Source organism: Arachidicoccus rhizosphaerae (assembly GCF_900107765.1).
Classification (GTDB): Bacteria; Bacteroidota; Bacteroidia; order Chitinophagales; family Chitinophagaceae; genus Arachidicoccus; species Arachidicoccus rhizosphaerae.
In genome coordinates, this window is sequence record NZ_FNQY01000007.1 from 181,205 (window position 1) to 206,114 (window position 24,910).

Annotated in this window: 12 protein-coding genes; all 12 read left to right on the forward strand. The window is 40.8% G+C overall.

All coding sequences use genetic code 11. The annotated features are described in order from the left end of the window. Positions 1 to 9 precede the first annotated feature (9 nt). The 12 genes from BLU80_RS07990 (at position 10) to BLU80_RS08045 (ending at position 24,884) form a co-directional block, all read left to right on the forward strand. The gene (locus BLU80_RS07990; RefSeq protein WP_091396276.1) at positions 10 to 1,032 is read left to right on the forward strand and encodes an arabinan endo-1,5-alpha-L-arabinosidase; all 1,023 of its coding nucleotides are present in this window, start codon (positions 10 to 12) and stop codon (positions 1,030 to 1,032) included. Between the two features lie 753 nt (positions 1,033 to 1,785). Further along, a complete protein-coding gene (locus BLU80_RS07995) occupies positions 1,786 to 5,046 on the forward strand; it encodes a SusC/RagA family TonB-linked outer membrane protein (RefSeq protein ID WP_091396279.1) in 3,261 nt (1,086 codons plus the stop codon). Between the two features lie 30 nt (positions 5,047 to 5,076). Then, complete coding sequence (locus tag BLU80_RS08000) at positions 5,077 to 7,074, forward strand: RagB/SusD family nutrient uptake outer membrane protein (protein ID WP_244518809.1); 1,998 nt, start codon at positions 5,077 to 5,079, stop codon at positions 7,072 to 7,074. 35 nt (positions 7,075 to 7,109) lie between these two features. Further along, positions 7,110 to 8,330, forward strand: a complete 1,221-nt coding sequence (locus BLU80_RS08005; RefSeq protein ID WP_091396282.1) for a DUF5000 domain-containing lipoprotein — start codon at positions 7,110 to 7,112, stop codon at positions 8,328 to 8,330. An 80-nt stretch (positions 8,331 to 8,410) separates the two neighbouring features. Continuing rightward, positions 8,411 to 9,643 carry a DUF4998 domain-containing protein gene (locus BLU80_RS08010; protein ID WP_244518810.1) on the forward strand — a complete coding sequence of 411 codons (1,233 nt, stop codon included), beginning with the start codon at positions 8,411 to 8,413 and terminating at the stop codon, positions 9,641 to 9,643. Positions 9,644 to 9,878: 235 nt separating this feature from the next. Continuing rightward, a complete protein-coding gene (locus tag BLU80_RS08015) occupies positions 9,879 to 11,729 on the forward strand; it encodes a glycoside hydrolase family 35 protein (RefSeq protein ID WP_244518811.1) in 1,851 nt (616 codons plus the stop codon). A 373-nt stretch (positions 11,730 to 12,102) separates the two neighbouring features. Beyond that, on the forward strand, positions 12,103 to 15,225 hold the full coding sequence (locus BLU80_RS08020) for a SusC/RagA family TonB-linked outer membrane protein (protein WP_244518812.1): 3,123 nt from the start codon (positions 12,103 to 12,105) through the stop codon (positions 15,223 to 15,225). A gap of 17 nt (positions 15,226 to 15,242) precedes the next feature. After that, entirely contained in the window at positions 15,243 to 16,940 is a 1,698-nt protein-coding gene (locus BLU80_RS08025) for a RagB/SusD family nutrient uptake outer membrane protein (protein ID WP_091396290.1), read from the forward strand. Between the two features lie 14 nt (positions 16,941 to 16,954). Beyond that, positions 16,955 to 18,601, forward strand: a complete 1,647-nt coding sequence (locus tag BLU80_RS08030; RefSeq protein WP_211481793.1) for a glycoside hydrolase — start codon at positions 16,955 to 16,957, stop codon at positions 18,599 to 18,601. 38 nt (positions 18,602 to 18,639) lie between these two features. Further along, a complete protein-coding gene (locus tag BLU80_RS08035) occupies positions 18,640 to 21,090 on the forward strand; it encodes a glycoside hydrolase family 2 TIM barrel-domain containing protein (protein ID WP_091396293.1) in 2,451 nt (816 codons plus the stop codon). 261 nt (positions 21,091 to 21,351) lie between these two features. After that, positions 21,352 to 22,359: a GntR family transcriptional regulator gene (locus BLU80_RS08040; protein ID WP_091396296.1), complete on the forward strand. Its 1,008-nt coding sequence runs from the start codon at positions 21,352 to 21,354 to the stop codon at positions 22,357 to 22,359. Between the two features lie 68 nt (positions 22,360 to 22,427). Next, complete coding sequence (locus BLU80_RS08045) at positions 22,428 to 24,884, forward strand: glycoside hydrolase family 2 TIM barrel-domain containing protein (protein ID WP_091396299.1); 2,457 nt, start codon at positions 22,428 to 22,430, stop codon at positions 24,882 to 24,884. Positions 24,885 to 24,910: the final 26 nt, after the last annotated feature.

The window sequence follows — 24,910 nt, forward strand, 5'->3', positions numbered from 1 at the left end:
GTTGATTTTATGAAGCATTCTTCTTTTTTTGATAAAATTCACTGGAGGGTTCTTACTTCTTTACTGCTTCTCATCTGCGGGTATACCCAGGGGCAGCGCCCACAACCTGAAGCTCCTTATGGAATCCATGATCCGGTAATGATAAAACAGGATAGCACTTATTATCTTTTTTGCACCGGAATGGGAATAAGTTGTTATAGTTCAACAGATATGAATCATTGGACAAAGGAGGCACCGGTTTTTAAAGAGCCTCCGGCCTGGGCCGTTAAGGCAGTGCCTGGATATAAAGGGCATACATGGGCTCCTGATATTTCCTATCATAATGGTAAGTATTGGCTATTATATTCAGTATCAGCTTTTGGTAAGAGCACTTCCTGTATTGGCCTCGCTGAAAATGTAACTTTAGATCCCGATTCAAAGGATTTTAAATGGGTGGATCATGGCAAATTGATTCAATCCGTTCCGGGACGGGATGATTGGAATGCCATTGATCCAAATATGATATATGATCAGGATAATCACCCATGGGTCTGCTTCGGTTCCTTCTGGGACGGTATAAAAATGGTACAGTTAAAGGATGATTTATCAGCTTTGAAAGAACCGGAAGCATGGTTTAGTTTGGCCAAACGACAAAGAGCTTTTAATGGCCAGGATACTGCTGCAGGCGACGGGGCGATTGAGGGCCCTTTTATCTTTAAAAAAGAAAACTGTTATTATCTGTTTGTTTCATTTGATTATTGTTGCAGGGGACTAAATAGTAATTACAAAGTAATGGTGGGAAGGTCCAGGGAACTTAAAGGTCCTTATCTGGATAAAAATGGAGTACCCATGACTGAGGGCGGAGGCTCTGTTGTCGTCTCTGGCAATAGGAGGTATCCTGGGGTTGGTCACTGTGGCGTTTATGATTTTAATGGGCAGGATTATATTATTTTTCATGGATATGACCGCGTGAAAGGAGGTATGCCCCGTTTATTGATTGAAAAATTAAAATGGGACGCAAATGGGTGGCCCTATATTGACGGTTTAGATTAAGAAGTTGGTGTTTTGAGGATAAAATTGCCATATTGAGTTTTTAATGAATATTTAATGAAAGGGAGTTCCTATAACAGGGCTCCCAATTTTTTTGCCTGAAACAGGAATGAGTGATTCTTCAGTTATTTTAAATGTCTGACAAGACAATAATCAATCCCACTATTTTAACCATTGGGCTGGAAAGAATGGGAAATCGTATAAATGCTTTGTGTTAACAGTTTATTTCTTTATAACTGTTAATAAATACTAAAATGTACCTCATTTTTGACCATTTTGCCCCCTATTTTCACATTGCATTCAGGTTAATTTTGTTTAAATGTTAATGTAATGTTGTCGACAACTGTTAATATAAACTAACAGCGTAGGCTTTTAATGAGAAAGTGGACTAACTGTAAGATTAACGAATGAATAGGTTATTTTAAAAATTTCAACCCAGAGATTATGTATTTTATATATGAAAAAATAAATATAAGTGGGCAGTGCTCTGCGCTTTTTGATGCTTTCCATACATGCAAGGGGGAAAGGTCCAGTAACCTGTCTGTAAAGGTTATAATGTGGCCATTTACCTGGTTGTGTTCCTCAAAGGGAAACCCGCCATAGTGCTTATATTTTTTTATCAAAAAAAATAAATGTCATAAATACATATATGGCAAATAATTAAAAGCTGCTTTTGAATTTAATTATTAGAATATGAAGCAGTTATTAAAATCTGCAATAAAAATCAGGGACTTTTTTAACCATAAACTTTAAATCATGACAAGAGAGCCTTATGTAGAGGATAAGTGCAATAAAGTACTTCAGACTTTCCGCTTTTACGATTATATACCCCCGCTAAGAATGTTACATAATATTGTCTCTTCTGGCTGGATAAAATCAAATAAATATATCCTGTGCTGCTTATTTGTAGGATTATTTACCCTTGGGCAATCATTCGCTCAGAAATTTCATGTGGATGGAGTCATCCGCAATGAAGATGGAAAAGGAATGCCAGGTGTCAGTGTATTAGAAAAATCAACGTCTAATGGCACAACTTCAGGAACCAATGGAGAATTTGAATTAAGTGTGCCTAAAACTTCCATTCTCGAATTTTCCTTTGTGGGGTATCCGATCATGAATGTCAAACTGGATACCTTGAAAACGGGAAGTGATGGAAACTACCACTTAAATGTCGTCATGGTCCGAGACACGGCCTCCAGTCTTAGTGATGTGGTTCTAGTTGGGTATGGTACACAGAAGAAGAGTACAGTGATTAGCTCTGTCACCATGGTAGATCCTAAAGAAATTAAAGGCCCGACCAGTAATTTAACCACGATGTTGGCAGGTAGGATTGCGGGCATGATTTCTTTCCAAAGAAGTGGGGAACCCGGAAAAGATAATGCCTCTTTCTTTATCAGAGGCGTAGGGACTTTCGGTGCCGGAAAAGTCGACCCACTGATTTTGATTGATGGTATTGAGTCTTCAACCACAGATCTGGCCAGATTGCAGCCAGATGATATTGCAGGCTTTTCAGTGTTGAAAGATGCAACTGCAACTTCTGTATATGGTGCCAGGGGGGCCAACGGCGTTATTTTGATTAGTACGAAGACTGGTCAGTTAGGTAAAATGAAATTTAATGTAAGGGTTGAAAATTCCACATCTTCAAATATTGAGGATATTAAATTAGCGGACAACATATCCTTTATGAAGCTTGCTAATGAGGCGGTTATTACCAGAAATCCTTTGGGCGTCCTGCCATATGCACAAACTAAAATAGATCATACAGCAAAGGGGGATGATCCCTTGCTTTATCCGAATAATAACTGGATCGATGAATTAACTAAACCATCAACCAATACCTTTCGGGCAAATGCGAATGCGAGCGGAGGTGGTGAAAAGGCGAAATATTATCTTGCAATGACTTATAGCTTAGATAATGGGAATTTAAAAAATAATTCATTCAATGGTTTCAATAATAATATCAAACTTCAGACCTATTCCATTCTGTCAAATGTTACCCTGAAACTAACAAAAACTACTGAAGCGGTAGTTAGCCTGAAGGGATTATTTGATGATTATAATGGCCCGATCGATGGAGGGGAAGCCGTCTATAATAGTGCCTTATGGAGTAATCCGGTTGCTTTTCCGGCTGTTTATCCCGCAGAATATATGCCTTATGCAAAACACCCACTATTCGGTAATGCTGTGATGCCAGGTACAACCAGTGCGCTATATAGTAACCCATATGCGAGTTCTCTCTCTGGTTATCAGACATATAATTCAAGTACCATGACGGCACAATTGAGTTTGAAACAGAATTTAAATATGATTACACCCGGATTGTCTGCAAGAGCCATGGCCTATACGACCCGGTTTGCCTATTTTGATGTTTCCAGGCAAATAAGTCCATATTATTATGCTCCGGTTGTAAGCGACGGTGTATTGAATGGGATTTATTTAATTAATGACGGGAGCGCTGGTAATGTTTTTCCTGATCCAACAGAATATCTAACTTATTCTCCTGGAAAGGACACGGTAAATACCACGATTTATACCGAGGCTGCCATTGATTATTCAAGAACTTTTAATAGCAAACACAGTATAGGTGGTATGCTCATTGGAACTATGCGTAATTATTTAAACGGGAATGCTGCCAATCTCCAATTGTCGCTTCCCTCCAGGAACCTGGGCTTATCCGGCCGTTTCACTTATGGTTATGATAATCGTTATTTAATGGAGTTTGATTTTGGGTATAATGGATCAGAACGGTTTGCTGCTAAAAACCGGTTTGGTTTCTTTCCATCCATTGGAGGCGGTTGGGTCGTTTCCAATGAAAAGTTTTTTGAACCGCTCCTAAACGCAGTCAGTAACCTGAAATTTAGATTCACTTACGGGCTGGTAGGGAATGACCAAATTGGCGATGCTAACGACCGGTTCTTTTATTTGTCACAGGTAGGCCTTGACGGAGCAAGTACCGGTAATTTTGGGACCAATTTTACCTATAGTCGCCCTACTGTTTATATTGACAGGTACGAGAATGATAATATAACCTGGGAGCGCTCTAGACAGACCAATTTAGGTATGGATCTGACTTTGTTTAAGGATTTGAAAATTACGGTAGATGCATATAAGCAATATAGGTATGACATTTTAATGGTTCGCTCGACCATACCAACGACAATGGGCTTACAGGCTGCGATTTCTGCAAATACCGGAGAGGCCTCCAGTAAAGGAGTGGATATATCTCTTGATTATACAAAGAACTTCAGTAATTCTTGGTGGCTGAGTGCCAGAGGAAACTTTACCTATGCCACCAGTAAAGTGCTGGTAAATGAGGAGCCAGATTATTCTGCTGCCAATGCCAATTTATCTAAAGTTGGAAATTCTATGAATCAGATGTATGGCCTTGTGGCTGAAAGGTTATTTACAGATGATGTAGAAGTGGCCAACTCTCCGGTTCAATTTGGTGATATAATGGCTGGTGATATCAAATACCGTGATATTAACGGGGATGGTAAAATATCCAGCGAAGATTACGTGCCGATCGGCCTGCCTACAGTTCCGGAAATTGTTTATGGATTTGGCTTTTCAATAGGGTATAAGAATTTTGATCTGAGTGCTTTCTTTCAGGGAGATGCCAGAACTTCTTTTCAGATTAATCCCGCTGATATTACACCATTTGTTAACCAAAATGGTTTGTTGAACGTGATCTCTAATGACCACTGGTCTGAAAACGACCGAAACCCATATGCTTTTTGGCCAAGATTGAATAATATATTTTCTGAGAACAATGATCAATCTTCCTCCTGGTGGTTAAGGGACGGTTCTTTTATGCGATTAAAATCAGCGGAACTAGGCTTTAATTTTCCAGCGAAGTTGCTGAAAAGATATGGAATGACTAGTTGCCGGCTTTATTTAAATGGCACAAATCTATTTACGTTTAGTGCCTTTAAATTATGGGATCCTGAAATGGGGGCCTCTGGACTTGGTTATCCAATCCAAAGAGTAATGAACGTCGGTGTTCAGATTGGCCTTTAGTTAGATTTTTTAAACATTAATTCGTTTTTTATGAACTATATAATTAATAATGCAAAAAGAAATTGTAGCATTTGGTTACCTGCGAAGGATAAAATCTTTTATGGTATGCTCTTTCTGCTTTTATTTTCCATGGGGGCCTGCAAGAAAACCTTTCTGAATGTGGTGCCTGATAATGTGGCAACGATTGATAATGCTTTTACCTCCAAGACGGAGGCGGAAAAGTATCTGATGACCTGTTACTCTTATATGCCTGTTGACGTAGATCCAACCTATAATGTAGGTATTACTAACGGTGACCTGGTATGGATAGAGGATAACGCTATTAATATTCGAAATACCAATGTATTGCAAATGCCCAGAGGAGCTCAGAATACAGCGGATCCTATCGCAAACCTTTGGGATGGCTACAGAGATGGCGTCATGAATAGTAGTGGAAAAGGGATGTTTAGAGCTATCAGGGATTGTAATATATTTATTGATAACGTCAGTGATCAAACAAAAATACCCGATCTGGATATTGATACGCGTATTCGTTGGATTGCTGAAGCTAAGTTTTTGAAGGCCTACTATCATTTTCTACTATTCAGAGCTTATGGGCCAATACCAATTATAGATAAGAATCTGCCAATTGATGCACCATTGAAAGAAACACAGGTTAAAAGACAACCTGTAGATAGTGTGGTTAATTATATTGCCGATTTGCTAGACACAGCCGCTAAGAATTTGCCGGCTATGATTTACAGTGAAGCGTCAGAATTAGGTAGGATAACAAAGCCAATTGCACTTGGATTAAAGGCAAGGTTATTAGTGACAGCGGCCAGTCCGTTATACAATGGGAATACGGACTACGCAGGTTTTACTGACAATGACGGAACGCATTTGTTTAACCCTACCTTTAGTGTAGAGAAGTGGCAAAGAGCTGCTGATGCATGTAAGGCTGCTATTGATCTTTGTACCTCTCAGGGGGATTCTTTATACGTGTTTCCGCAACAAACCTATGCGTTAACAGATACCACTATGACGCAAATGAGCATTAGAAACGCGACTAGTGAACCCTGGAATATTGAACTCATCTGGGGTCTAACCGTAAATAATATGGATGGATTTAATACTTTCTTCCAAAGGATGGGCGCCGCACCTTTCGATCGTACCTTTATTAACAATGGAGGCATCACCTACGGAGCGGCGGCTATGGGGCCAACACTAAAATGTGCTGAACTTTTCTATACAAAAAATGGTGTTCCTATTAATGATGATAAGACGCTTGATTTTTCTAATATATCCGCATTAAGAACGGCTACACACGAGGAAAGGTTTAATATTAAAGAGGGTGAAGTAACTGCCCGGCTTAATTTTGATAGAGAACCTAGATTTTATGCAGATCTCGGCTTTGACAGAGGCATCTGGTATATGTCAAACAGCCCATCAAAGACTGACGAAAATACCTATTACCTGTTTTGTAGGGCCGGGGAATTTGGTCAGAATTCACCTATTCCTATTTGCACCTATTTTATGAAGAAGATTGTGAATTGGAAAATGGACTGGAATACGGGAACTTTCCCCCAATATCCTTACCCGGAGATGAGGCTGGCAGGGCTGTATCTTTTATATGCTGAGGCTTTGAATGAAGCGAATAGTACGCCTGCAGATGACGTGTATAAATATATTAATTTGGTGAGGGCCAGAGCAGGTTTACCTACAGTTCAGTATTCATGGACACATTTTAGCAAGACTCCGACAAAATATACCACTCAAAGTGGAATGAGAGAAATCATTCAAAGAGAAAGGAGTATTGAATTATGTTTTGAAGGACAGCGGTACTGGGATTTAATTAGATGGAAGCGAGCCGCAACTGAGTTGACAGGAAATGTGACCGGTTGGGATAGATCTGGTAGAACGGCTGAATTATTCTATAGAGAATTAACTTATTATACCCGGCATTTTGTTGCGCCCAGAGATTATCTGTTTCCTCTTATGGATAATGATTTATTAAATAACCCCAATTTGGTTCAGAATCCAGGCTGGTAAGGTCTTTAAGTTTTTTGATATTAAAACATAATTTTATGTATAAGCTAAATTATTATATATATTTATTTTTGGTGTTTTGTTGCCTTTGCAGTTGCGGAGAAAAGCAATTGAATAAACCGGTGGTGACTAATACTAACCCTCCCGGGTTAGTATCTAATGTCGAAGTCCAAAATGAAAATGGTAAAGCCCTAATTAGTTATACCCTCCCGTCGGATCAGGATTTATCTTATATAAAGGCCGAGTATGAAACTTCACCCGGTGTATCCGCGGAAGTGCTAGCGTCGCGTCACACAAATGTGTTAACGGTGGACGGCTTTGGGGACACCTTGAGCCATGTTGTAAAATTAATCTCTGTAAATTCAAGCGGTGTTGCCTCAGGGTCAGTGGAGGTTACCGTTAATCCAAAGACTCCTGGTTACTTATTAGCCGCCAGGTCATTAAAGATTGCAACCACATTCGGTGGATTTACCCTCAACTGTTCTAATCCGACAGGCGATGATTTGGCGATTATCCCGATGGTGGATACGTCTGGAAATGGAAATTGGGTTCAAACGGTGGGCATGGATAATGTTTATAGTAATGATACTTCCATTGCTACTGCTATCCATAACCAGCCTTCTATTGAAAGAAAGTATGCATTTACGGTCAGGGATAAATGGCAGCATTATTCAGATACAATGGTTGTTTCTTTGACACCGATTTTTGAACAGAAAATTGATAAATCTACTTGGGCCACGATGACCTTGCCTAACGACGCTCAGATTTTAAATAATGGAGGCTGGTGTTATGAGTATTATATGTGGGATGGCAATGAACATCCAGGATGGCCACAAACCTATTTTACGGTGGAAAGTGCCACAACACCACAAACTGCAACGATTGATTTGGGAAGTGCTCATACATTCAGCAGATTTAAAATTAACCCATATTTAGAGGTTGGTAATTTTTACTACGTAAGAGGCAATCCGAAAGATTTTGAAATATGGGGCTCCAACAGTCCTGATTTGTCTGATCCGGAACCTGACATTTTATCTGATCCATCCTGGACTAAACTTGGAACTTTTCACGTGGTAAAACCTTCCGGTTCTCCAAGTCAGACAGAGACAACGGCGGATCAGGAATCTGCTTATAACGGTTGGGAATTTGATTTCCCCGCAGGACTTGGCTCATACAGGTATATAAGAATCAGACAATTGTCGAATTGGCAGGGAACCTATTTTATATGTATTTCTGAGTTCACCTTATGGGGTAATTAATACTTTTTGAACAATTAATTACCGTCTTACAACTTTTAAAGTGATATAAAATGAAAAATTTAAATATTATAAAATGCTTCATGGCAGTATTAGCGCTCTCCACTGTTGTTGCATGTTCTAAAATTGATGATTACAGGACCGAGTTTATGTCGGGTGGGCCGATCATCTATACCAGTAAAATGGACTCCGTACAAATTTTATCGGGGAAAAACAGAGTTGAATTACAGGGGCTCTTCACATCTGATCCCAATATTGTCAGCTATAAGGTGTTTTGGAATGGGGGCTTAGACTCCCTGGAGATGCCGGTAACCAGATCCTCCGGTGTGGATACGGCAAGGGTCATAATAGATGGGTTGCCGGAAGGGCAAATGAGCTTTGAGATCAGAACTTATGACAATGAAGGACATAGTTCAGTCCCCGTTACTGAGACCGGAAGTGTGTACGGGGATTATTATCAAAGTTCTTTGGTCAATCGTGGTATTGAAGAAGCAGCCATGCAAGATGACGGGTCTGCATTAATCACCTGGGCTGATGTAAATAGCGACGCGGGTGTCCAGAATATGGAAATTACCTATATGGATAACAATGGACAATCTCATGATACGATTATACCATCCATAATTGAAAATCAGCAAACTACACTGCCTGATTTTAAATTAGGAACGGGGATATCCTATATTACTTCTTATATACCCAATCCCACCGCAATTGATACTTTTTATGTTGAACAAGGTGTACATAGTGTCCAGGCAGATGTTACAAATTTATATTTGTCGAATGTTGGACCTGGTTTTCAGTCTGCAACCTTTGATGGCAGATGGGGAACGCTTGCTGCCCCATGGAAGGAAAATGATGCTGCCAAAAACAAAGATGGCGGAACGAATGGGGGCTTTACCTCAGATTCAAGGTGGGGCTATTCCGGTCAATTGAATTGGGAAACATGGGGGAATACGCCGGTAGTGGATGGTAAACTTTATCAGGCTACTTCTGCTCCGTTGCCTGCTGGAACCTATACCATAACTTTTCAATATTATTCAGAGATTCAGTCGAACTCCTCCGTTTATTGCATCGCAGCAACCGGAGATAAAGGGATTCCTTCTTTAGACGGTTTGTCTGATGCACTGGGATATACTTTATTATATAATGGAGCGACCGTAGGTGCGACCTCTCCGAATCTCGAAGAAACCAAGAGTTTTTCTTTTACTTTAGATACGCCGCAAGTAGTTACCATTGGCTTTTTAGGCAATCTGGTTGGCAGCGGTGATCCGGGTAATTATTTTGTAGTTGGGTATATTAAACTAATTCAAAACTAATAAATTGGATGACATGGTATTAGATTGATTCAGAGGTAAACAGGTGTATTCATTCTTGTTTATTGTTGAAAATGAGGGGTATTTATCAATAAATACCCCTTTTCTACCGTTTTGACCCCTAAGCGTCTTTAGCGGCAAGTTTATTTTTGTTAGCCAATCTTATTATCAATATATAATATAATAGGTTGAAGGATAGGATAGTTCGAATTAGAAAGTTTATAGAAAATATACATATATGAAAGAGAAACTTACATGGAAAATTTGCTCCTTGATAATCGGTTGCCTTGGTTTTTTAATGATGGGATGTGGCAATAATAAGGGAACCACACAGCATAGTTTTGCATTAGGAGATACTGCTTTTTTGCTGGATGGAAAACCTTTTCAGATTATTTCTGGAGAGATTCATTACCCAAGAGTACCCAGAGAGGCTTGGCGGGCCCGAATGAAAATGGCCAAGGCAATGGGCTTAAATACGATCAGTACCTATGTATTCTGGAATGTGCATGAGCCTGAGAAAGGAGTATTTGATTTCTCCGGTAATAATGATATTGCTGAATTCGTAAAGGATGCCAAAGAAGAAGGCCTTTGGGTAATCCTAAGACCATCCCCTTATGTATGCGCTGAATGGGAATTTGGCGGTTATCCGTATTGGCTGCAAAATGAGCAGGGATTGATTGTAAGAAGTACTGAATCAAAGTATCTTAATGAATATAAAAAATATATAGATGCGGTAGGAAAACAATTAGCTCCGCTCCAGGTAAACCATGGAGGAAATATCATTATGGTTCAGATTGAAAATGAATACGGTTCTTACGGGAAGGACAAGGATTACCTGGCTTTAAATGAAAAAATGTTCCGTTCCGCCGGATTTGATGGATTACTGTACACCTGTGACCCTCCTCAGGATTTACCGGATGGTTATCTGTCGGGGTTATTGCCTGCAGTGAACGGTTTAGTGAAGCCGGATGCGGTGAAGGCATTGGTTAGAAAATATCATAATAATAAAGGGCCGTTTTTCATTGCCGAGTGGTATCCTGCCTGGTTTGACTGGTGGGGTACAAAGCATCACCGGATTGCCCCGGAGTCTTACGGCGCCGAACTTGATTCGGTCTTAGCCGCAGGTCTCTCTATTAATATGTATATGTTTCATGGAGGAACAACCAGAGGTTTTATGAATGGCGCGAATTTTAAAGACAGTACGCCCTATGAACCGCAGATTAGTAGTTATGATTATGATGCTCCATTAGATGAAGCCGGAAATCCTACGGAAAAGTTTAAGATTTTCAGGTCTGTCATTGAAAAGCATCTGCCTAAAGGAACAATGCTTCCACCCGTTCCCGCCAGTAAGCCGACAATGGCCATTAATAATATAGATCTTACCAAGCGAACCTATTTATTGGATGCTTTACCTGCTGCAGTTACTTCTGATACGCCGATAACTTTTGAACATTTACATCAGGCTTACGGCTATGTCCTATATAGGACAATTGTGGATGGTGATAAGTCTAGTACGTTGAAGGTAAATGAATTACGTGATTATGCCGTGGTATTGGTAAATGGGGTTCCACAAGGCACGATTGACCGCAGACTGGGTCAAAACACTTTAAATATTCAATTGCCGCCAGGTAGAGATACACTGGATTTATTTGTGGAAAACTTAGGAAGAATCAATTTTGGTCCATATCTGCTACAAAATAATAAGGGTATTATAGGCAAGGTATTACTAGGAGGCAGAGCGTTAAATGGATGGTCCATGTTTGGTTTTCCATTTAGCAGCCTGAAAGATTTTAAATGGCAGCATACAGCATCTTTGAATAAAGGACCGGTATTATTGCAGGGGAATTTTAAATTAGATAGCCTGGCAGATACCTATTTTGATATGAGTAGCTGGGGAAAAGGTGTTGTTTGGGTAAATGGACATAATCTTGGCCGCTACTGGAAAGTAGGTCCGCAGCAGACAATTTATGTTCCCAAAGAGTGGCTGAGTGTTGGTGACAATACGGTCACTGTCCTGGAAGAATTAAAGGCTGATAAGAAAAATCTTTCAGCCATCGCACATCCAATTTTAGACAGTTTGCAAAAGTAGAATTTCGTTAAATTCCATACATCTACAAGTAGATTCAATCAATCATCTCATTTAAAATACCGTCTTTTAGAAGTTCAGGATTTCTAAAAGACGGTATTTTTTCGTAAGATATCTATAGTCATTCTTTAAGATTAGCCTGCAGGAAGTTCACAGGAATTAATAAAAATACAATTGGATATTTTAATAATTAAAAGGAATGAACTGTTGTGAAATGGTTAGTAGCCACTGAAAATAACCAAAATACCCCCTCCAAATTATCAATTGAACCCCCATTTGAAGTTAATGCAATTATAATTTGCGCAAGAGTTCGTTAAATAATTCGTAACGACCCTGACAGCGGATTTCAATTCTTGAAAATTATAAACAATTAAAAATGGAAAGGTTAATTCAGTTTTTGAAGCGTGGAATCAGCAAATTGCAACATTCAATGCAATTACTGGCAATCACATTTCTCCTGCTGGGTATACAACAAATTGCGTGGGGGCAAAAAAAGGAGCAGTTTGGAGGAAAAGTGGTGGATACTAAAGGACAGGCTATAGCAAATACAAGTATATCGGTAATGGGACAAAGTGGGGGAGTCATATCGGACAGCCTGGGCCAGTTTTCTATACAGGCGGCCAAAGGCGACACGTTGTTGTTTTCCCATATTGGTTATGGTGATTTGAAATTAGTAGCTGCAAGTCAGTCGCTTTTCGAGGTGACTCTTATGGAAAGCCAGACCAATACACTCAACGACGTTGTGGTTGTTGGTTATGGAACATCCACCAAAAAGAACTTAATTGGTTCTGTATCAGTGGTGGAAGGCAGTGACATTGTAAAAAGCCCGCAGCCAGATATCTCCAACTCGCTTGCAGGCCGGTTTTCGGGTTTGATTGCTAGTAACCGAAGCGGAGAGCCGGGCTACGACGGCTCATCCATTAATATTAGAGGTCTGGCCACAACAGGTAATAATGATGTCCTAGTAGTCATTGATGGAGTTCCCGGAGCCATTGGGGGCTTTTCAAGATTAAACCCTAACGACATCGCAAGTGTGACCGTTTTAAAGGACGCCTCTGCTGCTGTGTATGGTAGCAGGGCTGCAAATGGTGTTATTTTGGTCACTACTAAACAGGGTGTGAGCGGAAAACCTATGATTTCATATAGTTATAATCAGGGGTTTTCTTCCCCTACCAGGTTGCCCAAAATGGCAGATGCAGCTACTTATGCCGCTATACTTAATGAAATAGATTATTATAATAATCCAGATGGTGGTTTGAATCAACATTATACAGATGAAGAAATTCAGAAATTTAAAGATGGTTCAGATCCGATTAACTATCCAAATACGGATTGGCAAGAGGCGACTTTGAAAAATTTTGCCTTGCAAAACCATCAGGCGCTTAGTGTACGGGGAGGAAGTGATAAAGTTAAATATTACCTTTCCTTGGGAACCGTCAACCAAAATAGCCTGTATAAGGATGGGGCAACCAAATACAAACAATATAATTTCAGGTCAAACGTCGGAGCACAGGTGACCAAAGATCTTAAAGTGAACCTGTCGTTATCCGGAAGACAGGAGGATCGTAATTATCCGATCGCATCGGCAGGTGATATTTTCAGATCCATTTACAGAGCATATCCCATTGTTATTGATCGTTATCCAAACGGGCTGCCATCTACAGGGATCGAAAACAATAATCCTGTTGTTATGGTAACGGATGCAAGCGGGTGGACAAGAAATCCAACCTCTACTTTCAACGGGATTTTAAGTGCAACTTATGATATTCCTTTTATTAAAGGGATGTCTGTAGACGGATTTTATTCAGTGGATAAATCTTTCAATTTTACCAAAACCTTTAATCAGCCTTATGCTTTATATACTTATAATGCAGATGAGGATACTTACGATAAAACGATTGCCGGAGGATCTGCCGGAGCTGCGAGATTAGATGAAGGGCAGGTAAATACGAATCTGATTACGGAGAATATTAAACTGAATTACAAAAATAACTGGGGCGCTCATCATCTGGATGCTTTTGTGGGTTATGAACAAAGTGAAAATAGTTCAGAAACTTTTGGTGCATCCAGAATTAATTATCCTACTATTCTTACACCGGAACTATCGGAAGGAGGAGCGGCTTCTACAGATAAGGATAATTACGGAAGCAGTTATGACTTTACCAGAAAAAGTATCATAAGCCGTGTCGCTTATAACTATATGGAAAAGTATTTATTAGAAGGACAAATGAGAATTGACGGATCTTCTAATTTCCCTGAAGGGCATCAATATGGGTATTTCCCATCTGTGTCAGCTGGATGGAGGATTTCAGAAGAGCCATGGTTTAAAAATTCAGTAAGCTGGATAAATGATTTAAAATTACGTGCCTCATATGGTTCCTTGGGTAATGATAATGTTGCTCAGTTCCAATATTATAATAATTATTCTTTTAATAATACCTATGTTATCGGAGACGGTACCGTTCATCCTGGCATTGATTTAACCAAACTAGCCAATGAAAGTATCACCTGGGAGGTCGCAAAGAAAATGGATATAGGGCTTAATGCTATTATCGCAAATAATTTTAATCTGGAATTGATCTATTTCCAGCAGAAACGTTCTGACATCCTGGCCACCAGAAATGCTTCTATACCTTCGGTCTCTGGTATTGTGAACCCATATAGTGGTGATCCACTTGTGCCTGATGAGAATATCGGAAAAGTCAATAATGAAGGTTTTGAGGCAACTTTAGGATATACGCATAGCGGTGCCTTTCACTTTAATATTTCCGCTAATATGACTTATGCGAAGAGTAAGGTGGTATTTATTGACGAGGCGGCAGGGACCTTAGATTATCAGAGTCAAACCGGACATCCGCTTAATTCCTATTTACTTTATAAATCCATCGGAATATATCGTACGCAGGAAGAGTTGGATAAATACCCTCATGTTTCCGGTGCCGGACTCGGTGATTTAATTTATGAAGATTATAATGGTGACGGAGCCATTACTGCTGATGATGAAGTGAGAACAAAATATGGCAATATACCACAGATAGTCTACGGCTTGGTATTTAGTTCAGGATATAAACAATTTGACTTTTCTTTTGTTATCGCAGGGCAGGCTGAAGTGAGCCAATATGTCCTTCCGGAGTCCGGACAGGTAGGTAATTTTTATAGTAGTTGGGCTGATAATAGGTGGAGTCCTAATAATCCTAACGGGACCTATCCAAGGGTGGATACAAGAGCTTCTTCTGCAATAAGCGGAGGCTTATATAATAGCACTTTTTGGTTGAATGATGCCTCTTTTACACGTTTAAAGAATGTGGAATTCGGGTACACCTTTCCAGGAACCTTGTTGAAGAAAATCCGGATGTCTCAGGTCAGGGTATATGCAAGTGCTTCTAACTTATTTACAATGACCAAGGTTAAAGATTACGATCCGGAAGGAAGTAGTGGAAGCGGACAGTTTTATCCACAGCAAAGAATTATAAACTTAGGTGTAAATGTCAATTTCTAATATAAAATTCATTTAAAATGAAAGCAGTTAAAAATATAAATATAAAATATTCATGGATATGGACGATGGCTTTAGCTATGGTAATAGGAGGGAGTGCCTGCAGTCATGATTATCTGGATATTACACCAACGGACAGGGTCTCTGATGCGGCCATTCTGGGTGATTCTGTTTTATTTGAGGATTACGTGATTAACCGGTATATGGGGATCCAGCAGACAGATAAAGAGGCAGAAGGGACGCCTCCTGGTTTTGGAAGAGGATTTGAATATGCGCTCTGGTCCTCCCTTACAGATGAATCCATCTATACCAATGATGACAATACCTGGTTAATTCAAAGAGGACAAATCGCCCCCGAAAATACAGGCATTGCCGGTACTTTTTGGGGTAGAAGTTATAGAGGAATACGGGATATTAATTATGCCTTAAACCATATTAATGAAGTTCCCATGAGTGATGACCTTAAAAACAGACTGACAGGGGAGTTAAAGTTTCAGCGTGCATTTAGATATTTTGACCTGATTCGTAATTATGGTAAAATTGTTTTAGTGGGAGACAGGGTTTATAGTTTGGAAGATGATTTTTCTTCAACGGATTCATTATATGTAAGATCATCTATTAAGGATTGTATTGATTATGTTTCCAAAGAATTAGACGATGCTGCCAGCCTTTTACCTATTGATAATAGTAATACCAATTGGGCCTTGGGGAGAGCTACCAAAGGAGCAGCACTAGCCTTAAAATCAAGGTTGTTGCTCTATGCTGCAAGTCCTTTATATAATGTGGGTACCTGGGCAGATGCAGCAAAGGCGGCAAAGGATGTGATGGATCTCAAACAGTACAGCCTTTATCAAGGGGGCTATAGAAATCTGTTTTTAACTGCCACGAACAATCCGGAAATTATCTTTGAAAGATTATATACAACGGGTGCCGTACATGTTGCTTTGGAAATTGCAAATGGCCCTAATGGATATGATGGCTGGGGCGGCAATACACCCTTACAGAATTTAGTGGATGCATATGAAATGGCAAACGGTAAAGCCATAACAGATGCAAATTCAGGTTATGATCCAAATAATCCTTACTTAAATAGGGATCCTAGATTTTATGCAACCATTTTATATAATGGTGCGCCTTACAGGGGTGATACAGTCTGGACATATACCCCTGGAGGAAAGGACAGTAAAGATGGTCCGTCCAATTGGAATACGTCCAAAACAGGATATTATCTGAAAAAATTTATGAATGATAATCTCCCTATTGTGAATCCATGGGGGATAGCCGGAACCCAGCCCTGGATCTATTTTAGATATGCGGAAATATTATTAAACTATGCAGAGGCGGAAAATGAGGCCGTTGGCGCCACCAGCGATGTATACAGTGCCATCAATTTGGTGAGAGAAAGGGCCGGAATGCCAGATCTGCCTGAGGGATTAGATCAAAATGGGATGCGAAGTGCCGTGAGATACGAACGCCAAATTGAATTGGCTTTTGAAGAGCAACGTTATTATGACGTGAGAAGGTGGAAAATTGCGGATGAAGTTGAAAACGAACCAGCATATGGTATTACAGTTACCAAGAGCAATGGTAAGTTTTCTTATACAAAGATGACGGCTTTGTCTGGAAAGGCTTTTTCGGATAAGCAGTATTGGCTGCCAATTCCAAGAGAAGAAATTCTAGCCTCAGATAATAAGCTTGAGCAAAATGCGGGATATTAGTAATTTTAATCCTGATGAACCTTTTGATCAAATTAAATAGCATTTTTAAGATGACCAGCTCCTGTGTTCCAAAATTTATCCTGAAAACTGTATGTCTGCATGGCATTGTATTATCACTTTGTGGTAATGCATTTGCAAGGGATTATAAAAATGTGCATCATCCTCAGTATAAGGATACGGTAGATATTCAAATTGATCCAAAGCAAGAATATCAGGTGATGGATAATTTTGGGGCCAGCGATGCCTGGAGTGGCCAGTATGTTGGTTTGTGGGCTGATAGCATTAAAAATAAAATTGCTGATTTATTATTTAGTCTTAAAATGGATGGCCAAGGGAGTCCAATGGGTGTTGGATTATCTGCTTGGCGCTTTAATATCGGCGCTGGGAGTGCTGATCAAGGAGAAGGGAGCGGCATAAAGGACCCTTGGCGTAGGGCAGCTTCCTTTCTTTTACAGGATGGGCAGTATGATTTTTCCAAGGCTAAAGGGCAAATGTGGTTTCTGAAGGCGGCTACAATGAGAGGCGTTAAGGATTTTATAGGGTTCTGCAACAGTGCTCCCTATCCGGTGACAATCAATGGCCTTACTTATAGTAATAGAGGGCGAACGAATTTGGCGCCGAATAATTATGGTCAGTTTGCTGATTATTTAGTGAAGATTATCAAAGGTGTTCAGCAAAAAACCGGTATTCTGTTTAATTATATCAGTCCGGTGAATGAACCGCAATGGGATTGGAGTGATGGAGGCCAGGAAGGAAGTCCTTACAGAAATAAAGAGATTGCTTCCATTGCCCGGGTTCTTAATGAGCAATTAATTAAAAATAAGCTTTCGACCAAGATTTCCATTGCCGAGGCCGGAGAAATTGACTATTTGTATGAAGGTGCAAATAAGCCAGAAAGAGGAACGCAGATTCAGCAATTTTTAATGCAGGATACGGATCAGTCCTTACTGGGCCTATCAAATTTATCGCATAAGATATCTGCGCATAGCTATTTTACCACATCTCCCTTTACAAAAGCCATTTTAATGAGAGAAAAGCTAAGCCAGATGCTCGATTCTGCCAGGATGCGTTCAGGGGTTGCTGATATTGGCTATTGGATGAGTGAATATTGTATATTAGGCGATAATGCGGGGGAGATTGATGGTAATCATAGAGATTTAGGGATGACTTCGGGGCTTTATTTGGCTAAAGTTATCCATATGGATCTTTGTTATGCCAACGCAAGTGCCTGGCATTGGTGGTTGGCGATTTCTCCATATGATTATAAGGATGGTTTGATCTACGTAGATAAATCGGTCAGCACGGGGAAGTTTTATGATAGCAAGATGCTCTGGGCTTTTGGGAATTATAGCCGGTTCATTCGTCCGGGTTATATCCGCATTAAAGACTCTGTTTTGAATAATGGTTCGAAAGACACTGGTCTGCTTATCAGCTCATTTAAGGATGCAAAGAAAAATAAATTGGTTGTCGTCCTGGTGAATCCAAATCAGAAGGAGCAGGTAATTCGTTTTGGTGATTCTAATATGGCGTATAATATTAAAGATCTGTATATTACTTCTGCCAAATATAATCTGCATCATATTTCAGTTGATGTCCACAAGAAAATCTATATCACCCTGCCTGCTGAATCAGTGGTGACGATGACAGGTAGACTGAATTAGGCTGTACAACTATTAGGTGGTCTTTAAAAATCTGAAAAATGCAAAACTTTTACAAATGGAGAATGGTCATTGGGCTGGTGTGCTTTTTTTTGATTATGAAAGCAACTCAGGCGCAATTGCCTTCCAGCGCAACATTATTTAATAAAGATTGGACATTTTATAAAGGGGATATTTTTAATATTGATTCTTTGGATGAGCTGCCGGACTCAGCATGGAAGTCTGTCAGCTTACCGCATGACTGGAGTATTCAGGCAGGCTTTAGTCCATCCTGGGCAAGTGCTACAGGCTATTTGCCGGGAGGAGTTGGCTGGTACAAAAAGCGTTTTATGTTGAATCATGGTGAGACCGGGTTATTGCAGTATATTTATTTTGGAGGGATATATAAAAATAGTAAGGTTTGGTTAAACGGACATGAACTGGGAGAAAGACCAAATGGATTTAGTTCCTTTTTTTATAATATGACCCCATACTTACGCGCGAATGGTCAAAATGAACTTCTGGTATTCGTTGACCATTCTAAATATGCAGATTCCAGATGGTATACAGGTTCCGGTATGAATAGGAATGTTTATCTGTTAAGCCTGCCTCAGGTTCATATTCCTATTTGGGGTGTCGCTGCTTCGACTCAAATGGATAATAAGATGAAGGCGCAGGTGCGTCTTCAGATTACTGTTCAAAACCAGACAAAACAATTAAATACAGTAGTAATTGAAAATAAACTCGTGGATGGGAATGGAGCGGCAGTCGCTTTCTCAAAACAGATGGTAGCTTTAGCTTCAGGCGAAAATATTATTGTGGATACGAGCCTTTTAGTTTCAAAGCCGGCATTATGGTCTGTTGATCATCCTTATTTATATACACTGGAAACAACATTAAAGTCAAAGGGCAAGCTGACAGAGGTATTTAAAACACCACTTGGAATTAGACACCTGAGATTTACTGCAGACAGTGGCTTATTCTTAAATGGGGAAAATATCAAATTAAAAGGTGTGTGTATCCATGATGACGCAGGGTGTTTTGGAACCGCTGTGCCAATGGGTGTATGGCAGGAACGACTTGCCTTGTTAAAGGCTGCCGGCTGTAATGCCATTCGGATGTCTCATAATCCCCATGCAAAGGCTTTATATGATTTATGTGATCGTATGGGATTTCTGGTCATTGATGAGGCTTTTGATGAATGGGAATTAGGTAAGCATAAATGGATTACCGGTTGGAATAATGGCGTTCCCGGAACAGACGGTTACCATGAGGATTTTAAACAATGGTGGCAAAAGGATTTAGGCGATATGATCAGAAGAGATCAGAATCACCCATCTGTTATTATGTGGAGTATAGGCAATGAGATAGATTATCCGAATGATCCGTATTCTGACAAAATTCTAAATGAAGGGCATTATCCACAGATTTACGGATCGGGATTTATGGGTGATCACCCGGATGCTGCCAGGTTAGGCCGCATTTCCCATGAGCTTGCTTTATTTACGCGGTCCATGGATTCAACCAGGCCGGTTACAGCTGCACTGGCTGCGGTCATGATGTCAGATAAGGCCGGTTACACGGGTAACCTGGATATTGCAGGCTATAATTATCAGGAATATCGTTATGAAAAAGATCATAAGGAATTCCCCAATCGGATTATCTATGGGAGTGAAAACGGACATGGTTATGATGGGTGGCAGGCTGTCGCTAATCATTCCTATATTATGGGGCAGTTTCTTTGGACTGGTATAGATTACTTAGGTGAAGCCAATAAATGGCCCGGCCATGGAAACGAGGCAGGTTTAATAGATCTGGCTGATTTCAAAAAGCCAGAATACTATTTCAGAGCGTCCTTATGGTCGGCTAATCCTATGATTTATATTGGGACATCTAAACCGTACAGGCATTTGAATTTACGAAAAGGAAGGCACGGGATGGCACAGAAAAACTGGAATTATCAAAAGGGAGATTCCGTGAATGTCTATTGCTATACAAATTGCAGTAAAGCCACCTTATTGCTAAATGATACTTCCCTGGGTACCAAATGCCAGAACGATTCAACACATGTTATCATGTGGAGGATCGCTTATCAGCCAGGTAAATTACTTGTAAAAGGGGTGCAAAATGGCAAGACGGTCACAGATGAAATCCATACCTACGACAGAGAAGATCATATTCAGGCAAGCTGCCACGAATTAGCCGGATTGCCTGAAGAGAAAAAAATCTATGCGATAGATATGCAGGTTGTAGATAAATCAGGGTATGATGTCCCGACTGATTCCATCAGGATGATGGTGAAGGTTAGGGGAGGAGGCCAGCTGCTGGGTCTTGAAAATGGTAATATTGCGGATAGTGAAACTTATGGCGGTAATAGCAGGCGTGTTTTTAACGGAAGGTTGCGTGCTTATGTGGAGCAAGATGCACCGACAAGGGTGATTCAGATAGTGATCAGCAGCGCCGAAAACCAGAAAGTCAGCCTGAAACCCACTAAGTTTGAGATTAAGCCTTAAGGGATGTCTGTTTAAAGAAAATGAAACCTAACCTTTTAGACGGGGGGATAAAATACAAAACATTGATAAAGGGGTTAATTGTCTGTTGGGAACCGACATTTTAGCGAAAGAAGTATTGTCGGATAGCAGTGAATATATTTTAACGATTAGGTTATTATATATTCAATTGTTGTATATTTGGTTAAGCCATACAATGGCTTTTTTTATGCGGACGGAATTTATCATGAATGTTAATGGATCTCATTTTTCAATTAATCAAAAATGAAGCATACTCCTTTTGAAAAGCATGGCAACAAAGTGCTTTATGTCAAGATCGCCAATGATTTTTTAAGACAAATAGATGGTGGTAGTCTAAAAATTAATGACAAACTGCCCTCAATCAATACACTGAGCAAAAAGTTACAGGTTGCAAGGGAGACCATTGAAAAGGCATACAAGCTGTTAATTGATGAAGGGTATGTACTTGCCATTCCGGGTAAAGGTTATTTTGTCGCCAGCGCAGGGCAGGCCAAACTGAAAATCCTTTTCGTGATGAATAAAATCAGTTCCTTTAAAAAGATCGTATATTATAGTTTTCTTGATACGATTGGCGGCAAAGCAAAAATTGATCTGAAAATACATCATTATGACCCTGCGTTGCTCTCAGATATTCTGGACCAGGAACTCGGCAACTATCATTATTATGTTATTATGCCTCATTTTTTCACTTCCACCACTTTAGCAGAATCTAAAAAAGTACTGGAAAAGGTACCCAAGGACCAACTGGTACTTTTGGACAAGCAGGTCAGCGGATTTGGTCAGTCCAAATCCGTCTATCAGGATTTTAAGGATGATATCTTTGATGGATTGAGTGCCGCCGGCAAAGCACTCAACAAATACCATACGATTACTTTAAATTTTCCTGAAAATAGCCATCACCCTACCGGGATTATTAGTGGCGTAAAACGTTATTGTAAGATCCATGAGAAGGATTTCAAAATGATGACCGGAGCGCTGAAGACGGATTTGGAGAAAGGCACCTTGTATATTTTTGTAGATGATGACGATATGGCGAGATTCATCAAGCAGGTGCGGACCACAAAACTGGTTCTGGGAAAACACATTGGCCTGATATCTTTTAATGAAACGCCTTTTAAAGAATTATTGGATATATCTGTACTGACCACTGATTTTGAGAAAATGGGAGAGACGTCTGCCAGATTAATACTTGAGCATAAAACCGATTCCATCAGAAATGATTTTAGGTTTATTCGCAGAAATTCCATCTGATCTTCTTGTAAAATATACTGGAGTTTATTCAACCTCAAGCTACCGGATAAATGATAAGATTATATAAAATGTCAGGCAGGCTACTGCTGGCGCTAGTATCTATGTGTGTGCTACAAGTGAATGCACAAATCACGGGCAGCACAAATAAGAGTGGTACTTTGCTTTTCGATGCGGACTGGAGGTTTGCACTGGGAGATTTTTCAGGTGCTGAAAACAGTGGTTTTAATGATAGCAATTGGAGGCTACTTGATCTTCCTCATGACTGGAGCATAGAAAGTAATATAGAAGCAGATCATCCGTCCGGCAATGCCGGAGGTTATTTTGCGGATGGAACAGGCTGGTATCGCAAATCATTCCACGTACCCGCAGACTGGAAAGGCCGGGAATTATCCGTGTATTTTGGCGGTGTTTATATGAACGGTGAAGTCTTTATCAATGGAAAGTCATTAGGTATTCATCCTTATGGTTACACGCCTTTTCGGCTGAATCTGACCCCATATCTTCATTACGGCGATAGTAATGTTCTGGCCGTCAGGGTGGATAACTCAAAACAGGTCAACTGCCGCTGGTATAGCGGATCAGGTATTTACAGGCATGTCTGGCTGGAACTTAAAAACAAAGTACATCTGGATCCCTGGGGCGTGCAGATCACCACACCTGTAATTTCGGGTGGGAAGGCAACGGTCCGCATCCAATCAGCGATCGTAAATAATGACGATGTTGAAAGAAGAGTCAGGCTGATCACTACGGTGATGGGTAAGCCGCATGCCGGCCGGGTACCTAAAGCAGAAAAGCTGGTAACGCTGCAGCCTGGAGATACGACGGTGATTGTTCAAAACATCGAAGTTAGTCAGCCTAAGCTATGGGATTTGGCATCGCCTTATTTATATATGCTGCAATCAGAGATACAGGAGCAGGGTCGGGACCTAGACCAGGCGGTCCGGGCATTCGGCATCCGGTCGATTAAGTTTACGGCAGAAAAAGGTTTTGAGTTAAATGGCCGTATGGTAAAGCTTAATGGGGGCTGTGTACACCATGACAATGGCTGTCTCGGGGCAGCGGCTTATGACAGGGCGGAAGAACGCAAGGTAGCGTTGTTAAAGGCTGCCGGATTCAATGCGGTACGCACAGCGCATAATCCTCCCTCGACGGCCTTTCTGGACGCCTGTGACAGATTAGGAATGTTAGTGATTGATGAAGCCTTTGATGGTTGGCGCACCGGCAAAAATAAATATGATTATGCCCTGTATTTTGACAGCTGGTGGAAAAGGGATCTGGATGCCATGGTGCTACGCGACAGAAATCACCCATCCATTATCATGTGGAGTATCGGCAATGAAATCATTGAACGTAAAGAACCTGAGGCCGTTGAAACGGCAAGGATGCTGGCCGGAGAAGTGAAGGCAAAAGACAGCACAAGGCCTGTTACTTCGGCTATGACGACCTGGGATCAGGATTGGACTATTTTTGATCCGCTGATGGCTGCCCATGACGTTGCCGGTTATAATTATCAGTTGCAGCGGGCCACAGCTGATCATTTGCGTGTTCCCGGCAGAATCATCGTGCAGACGGAGTCCTATCCGAGAGACGCTTATGAGAATTGGGAACTGGTCAGTAGCCATCCGTATATTATCGGAGATTTTGTCTGGACAGCCATGGATTATCTGGGCGAATCCAGTATTGGCCGGTATTATTACCCTGGCGAACCTGAAGGGCAGCACTGGGAAAGAGAATTCTATCCCTGGCATGGCGCCTACTGCGGTGATATTGACTTAATGGGTGACAGAAAGCCTATTTCCTACTACCGGAGTCTATTATATAATGATTCGCAAAAACTTTACCTGGCCGTAAGGGAGCCAAACCCGCCTGGTGGAACAATAAAAGAAACACTCTGGTCTGTATGGCCTACCTGGAGAAGCTGGACCTGGCCTGGGTATGAAGGCAAAAATATGGAGGTGGTCGTATATTCCAGGTATCCGGCCGTACGGCTGTATTTAAACGATCGGCTTATAGGTGAAAAACCCTCCGGTGCAGCAGCTGCCTTTAAGACTGTTTTTTCAATACCCTATCAAAAGGGAGTTTTAAAGGCGGTGGGCATCCAAAAGGGACAGCAGATGCTAACGGATGTGCTTCAGACAGCCGGGCCGGTGGCCGGTATCCGGCTTGTGGCTGATCGCAGGCGCATGGATGCCAGCGGGCAGGATCTGAGTTACGTAAAGGTGGAACTTGTAGATAAAGACGGTGTCATCCAGCCTAATGGTGATTATACACTGGGTTTTGAAATCAGCGGGCCCGGCACAATCGCTGGCCTTGACAATGCCAATTTAAAGGACCCGGATCCGTATGTTGGACATTCGAGAAAGACCTGGAAAGGGAAGGCTTTAGCTGTTATTAAAAGTAGCCATCAGCCCGGTACCATTGAACTGCGCGTTCATGCAGAGGGGTTACCCGCAGCTACCTTAAAGATTCAGTCGCAAAAAGTTACTGCAAAGCCTGCCAGGTTATCTTTAGTGACGCAATTTTGAAAACCAAACACTGATTTATTGTAAAT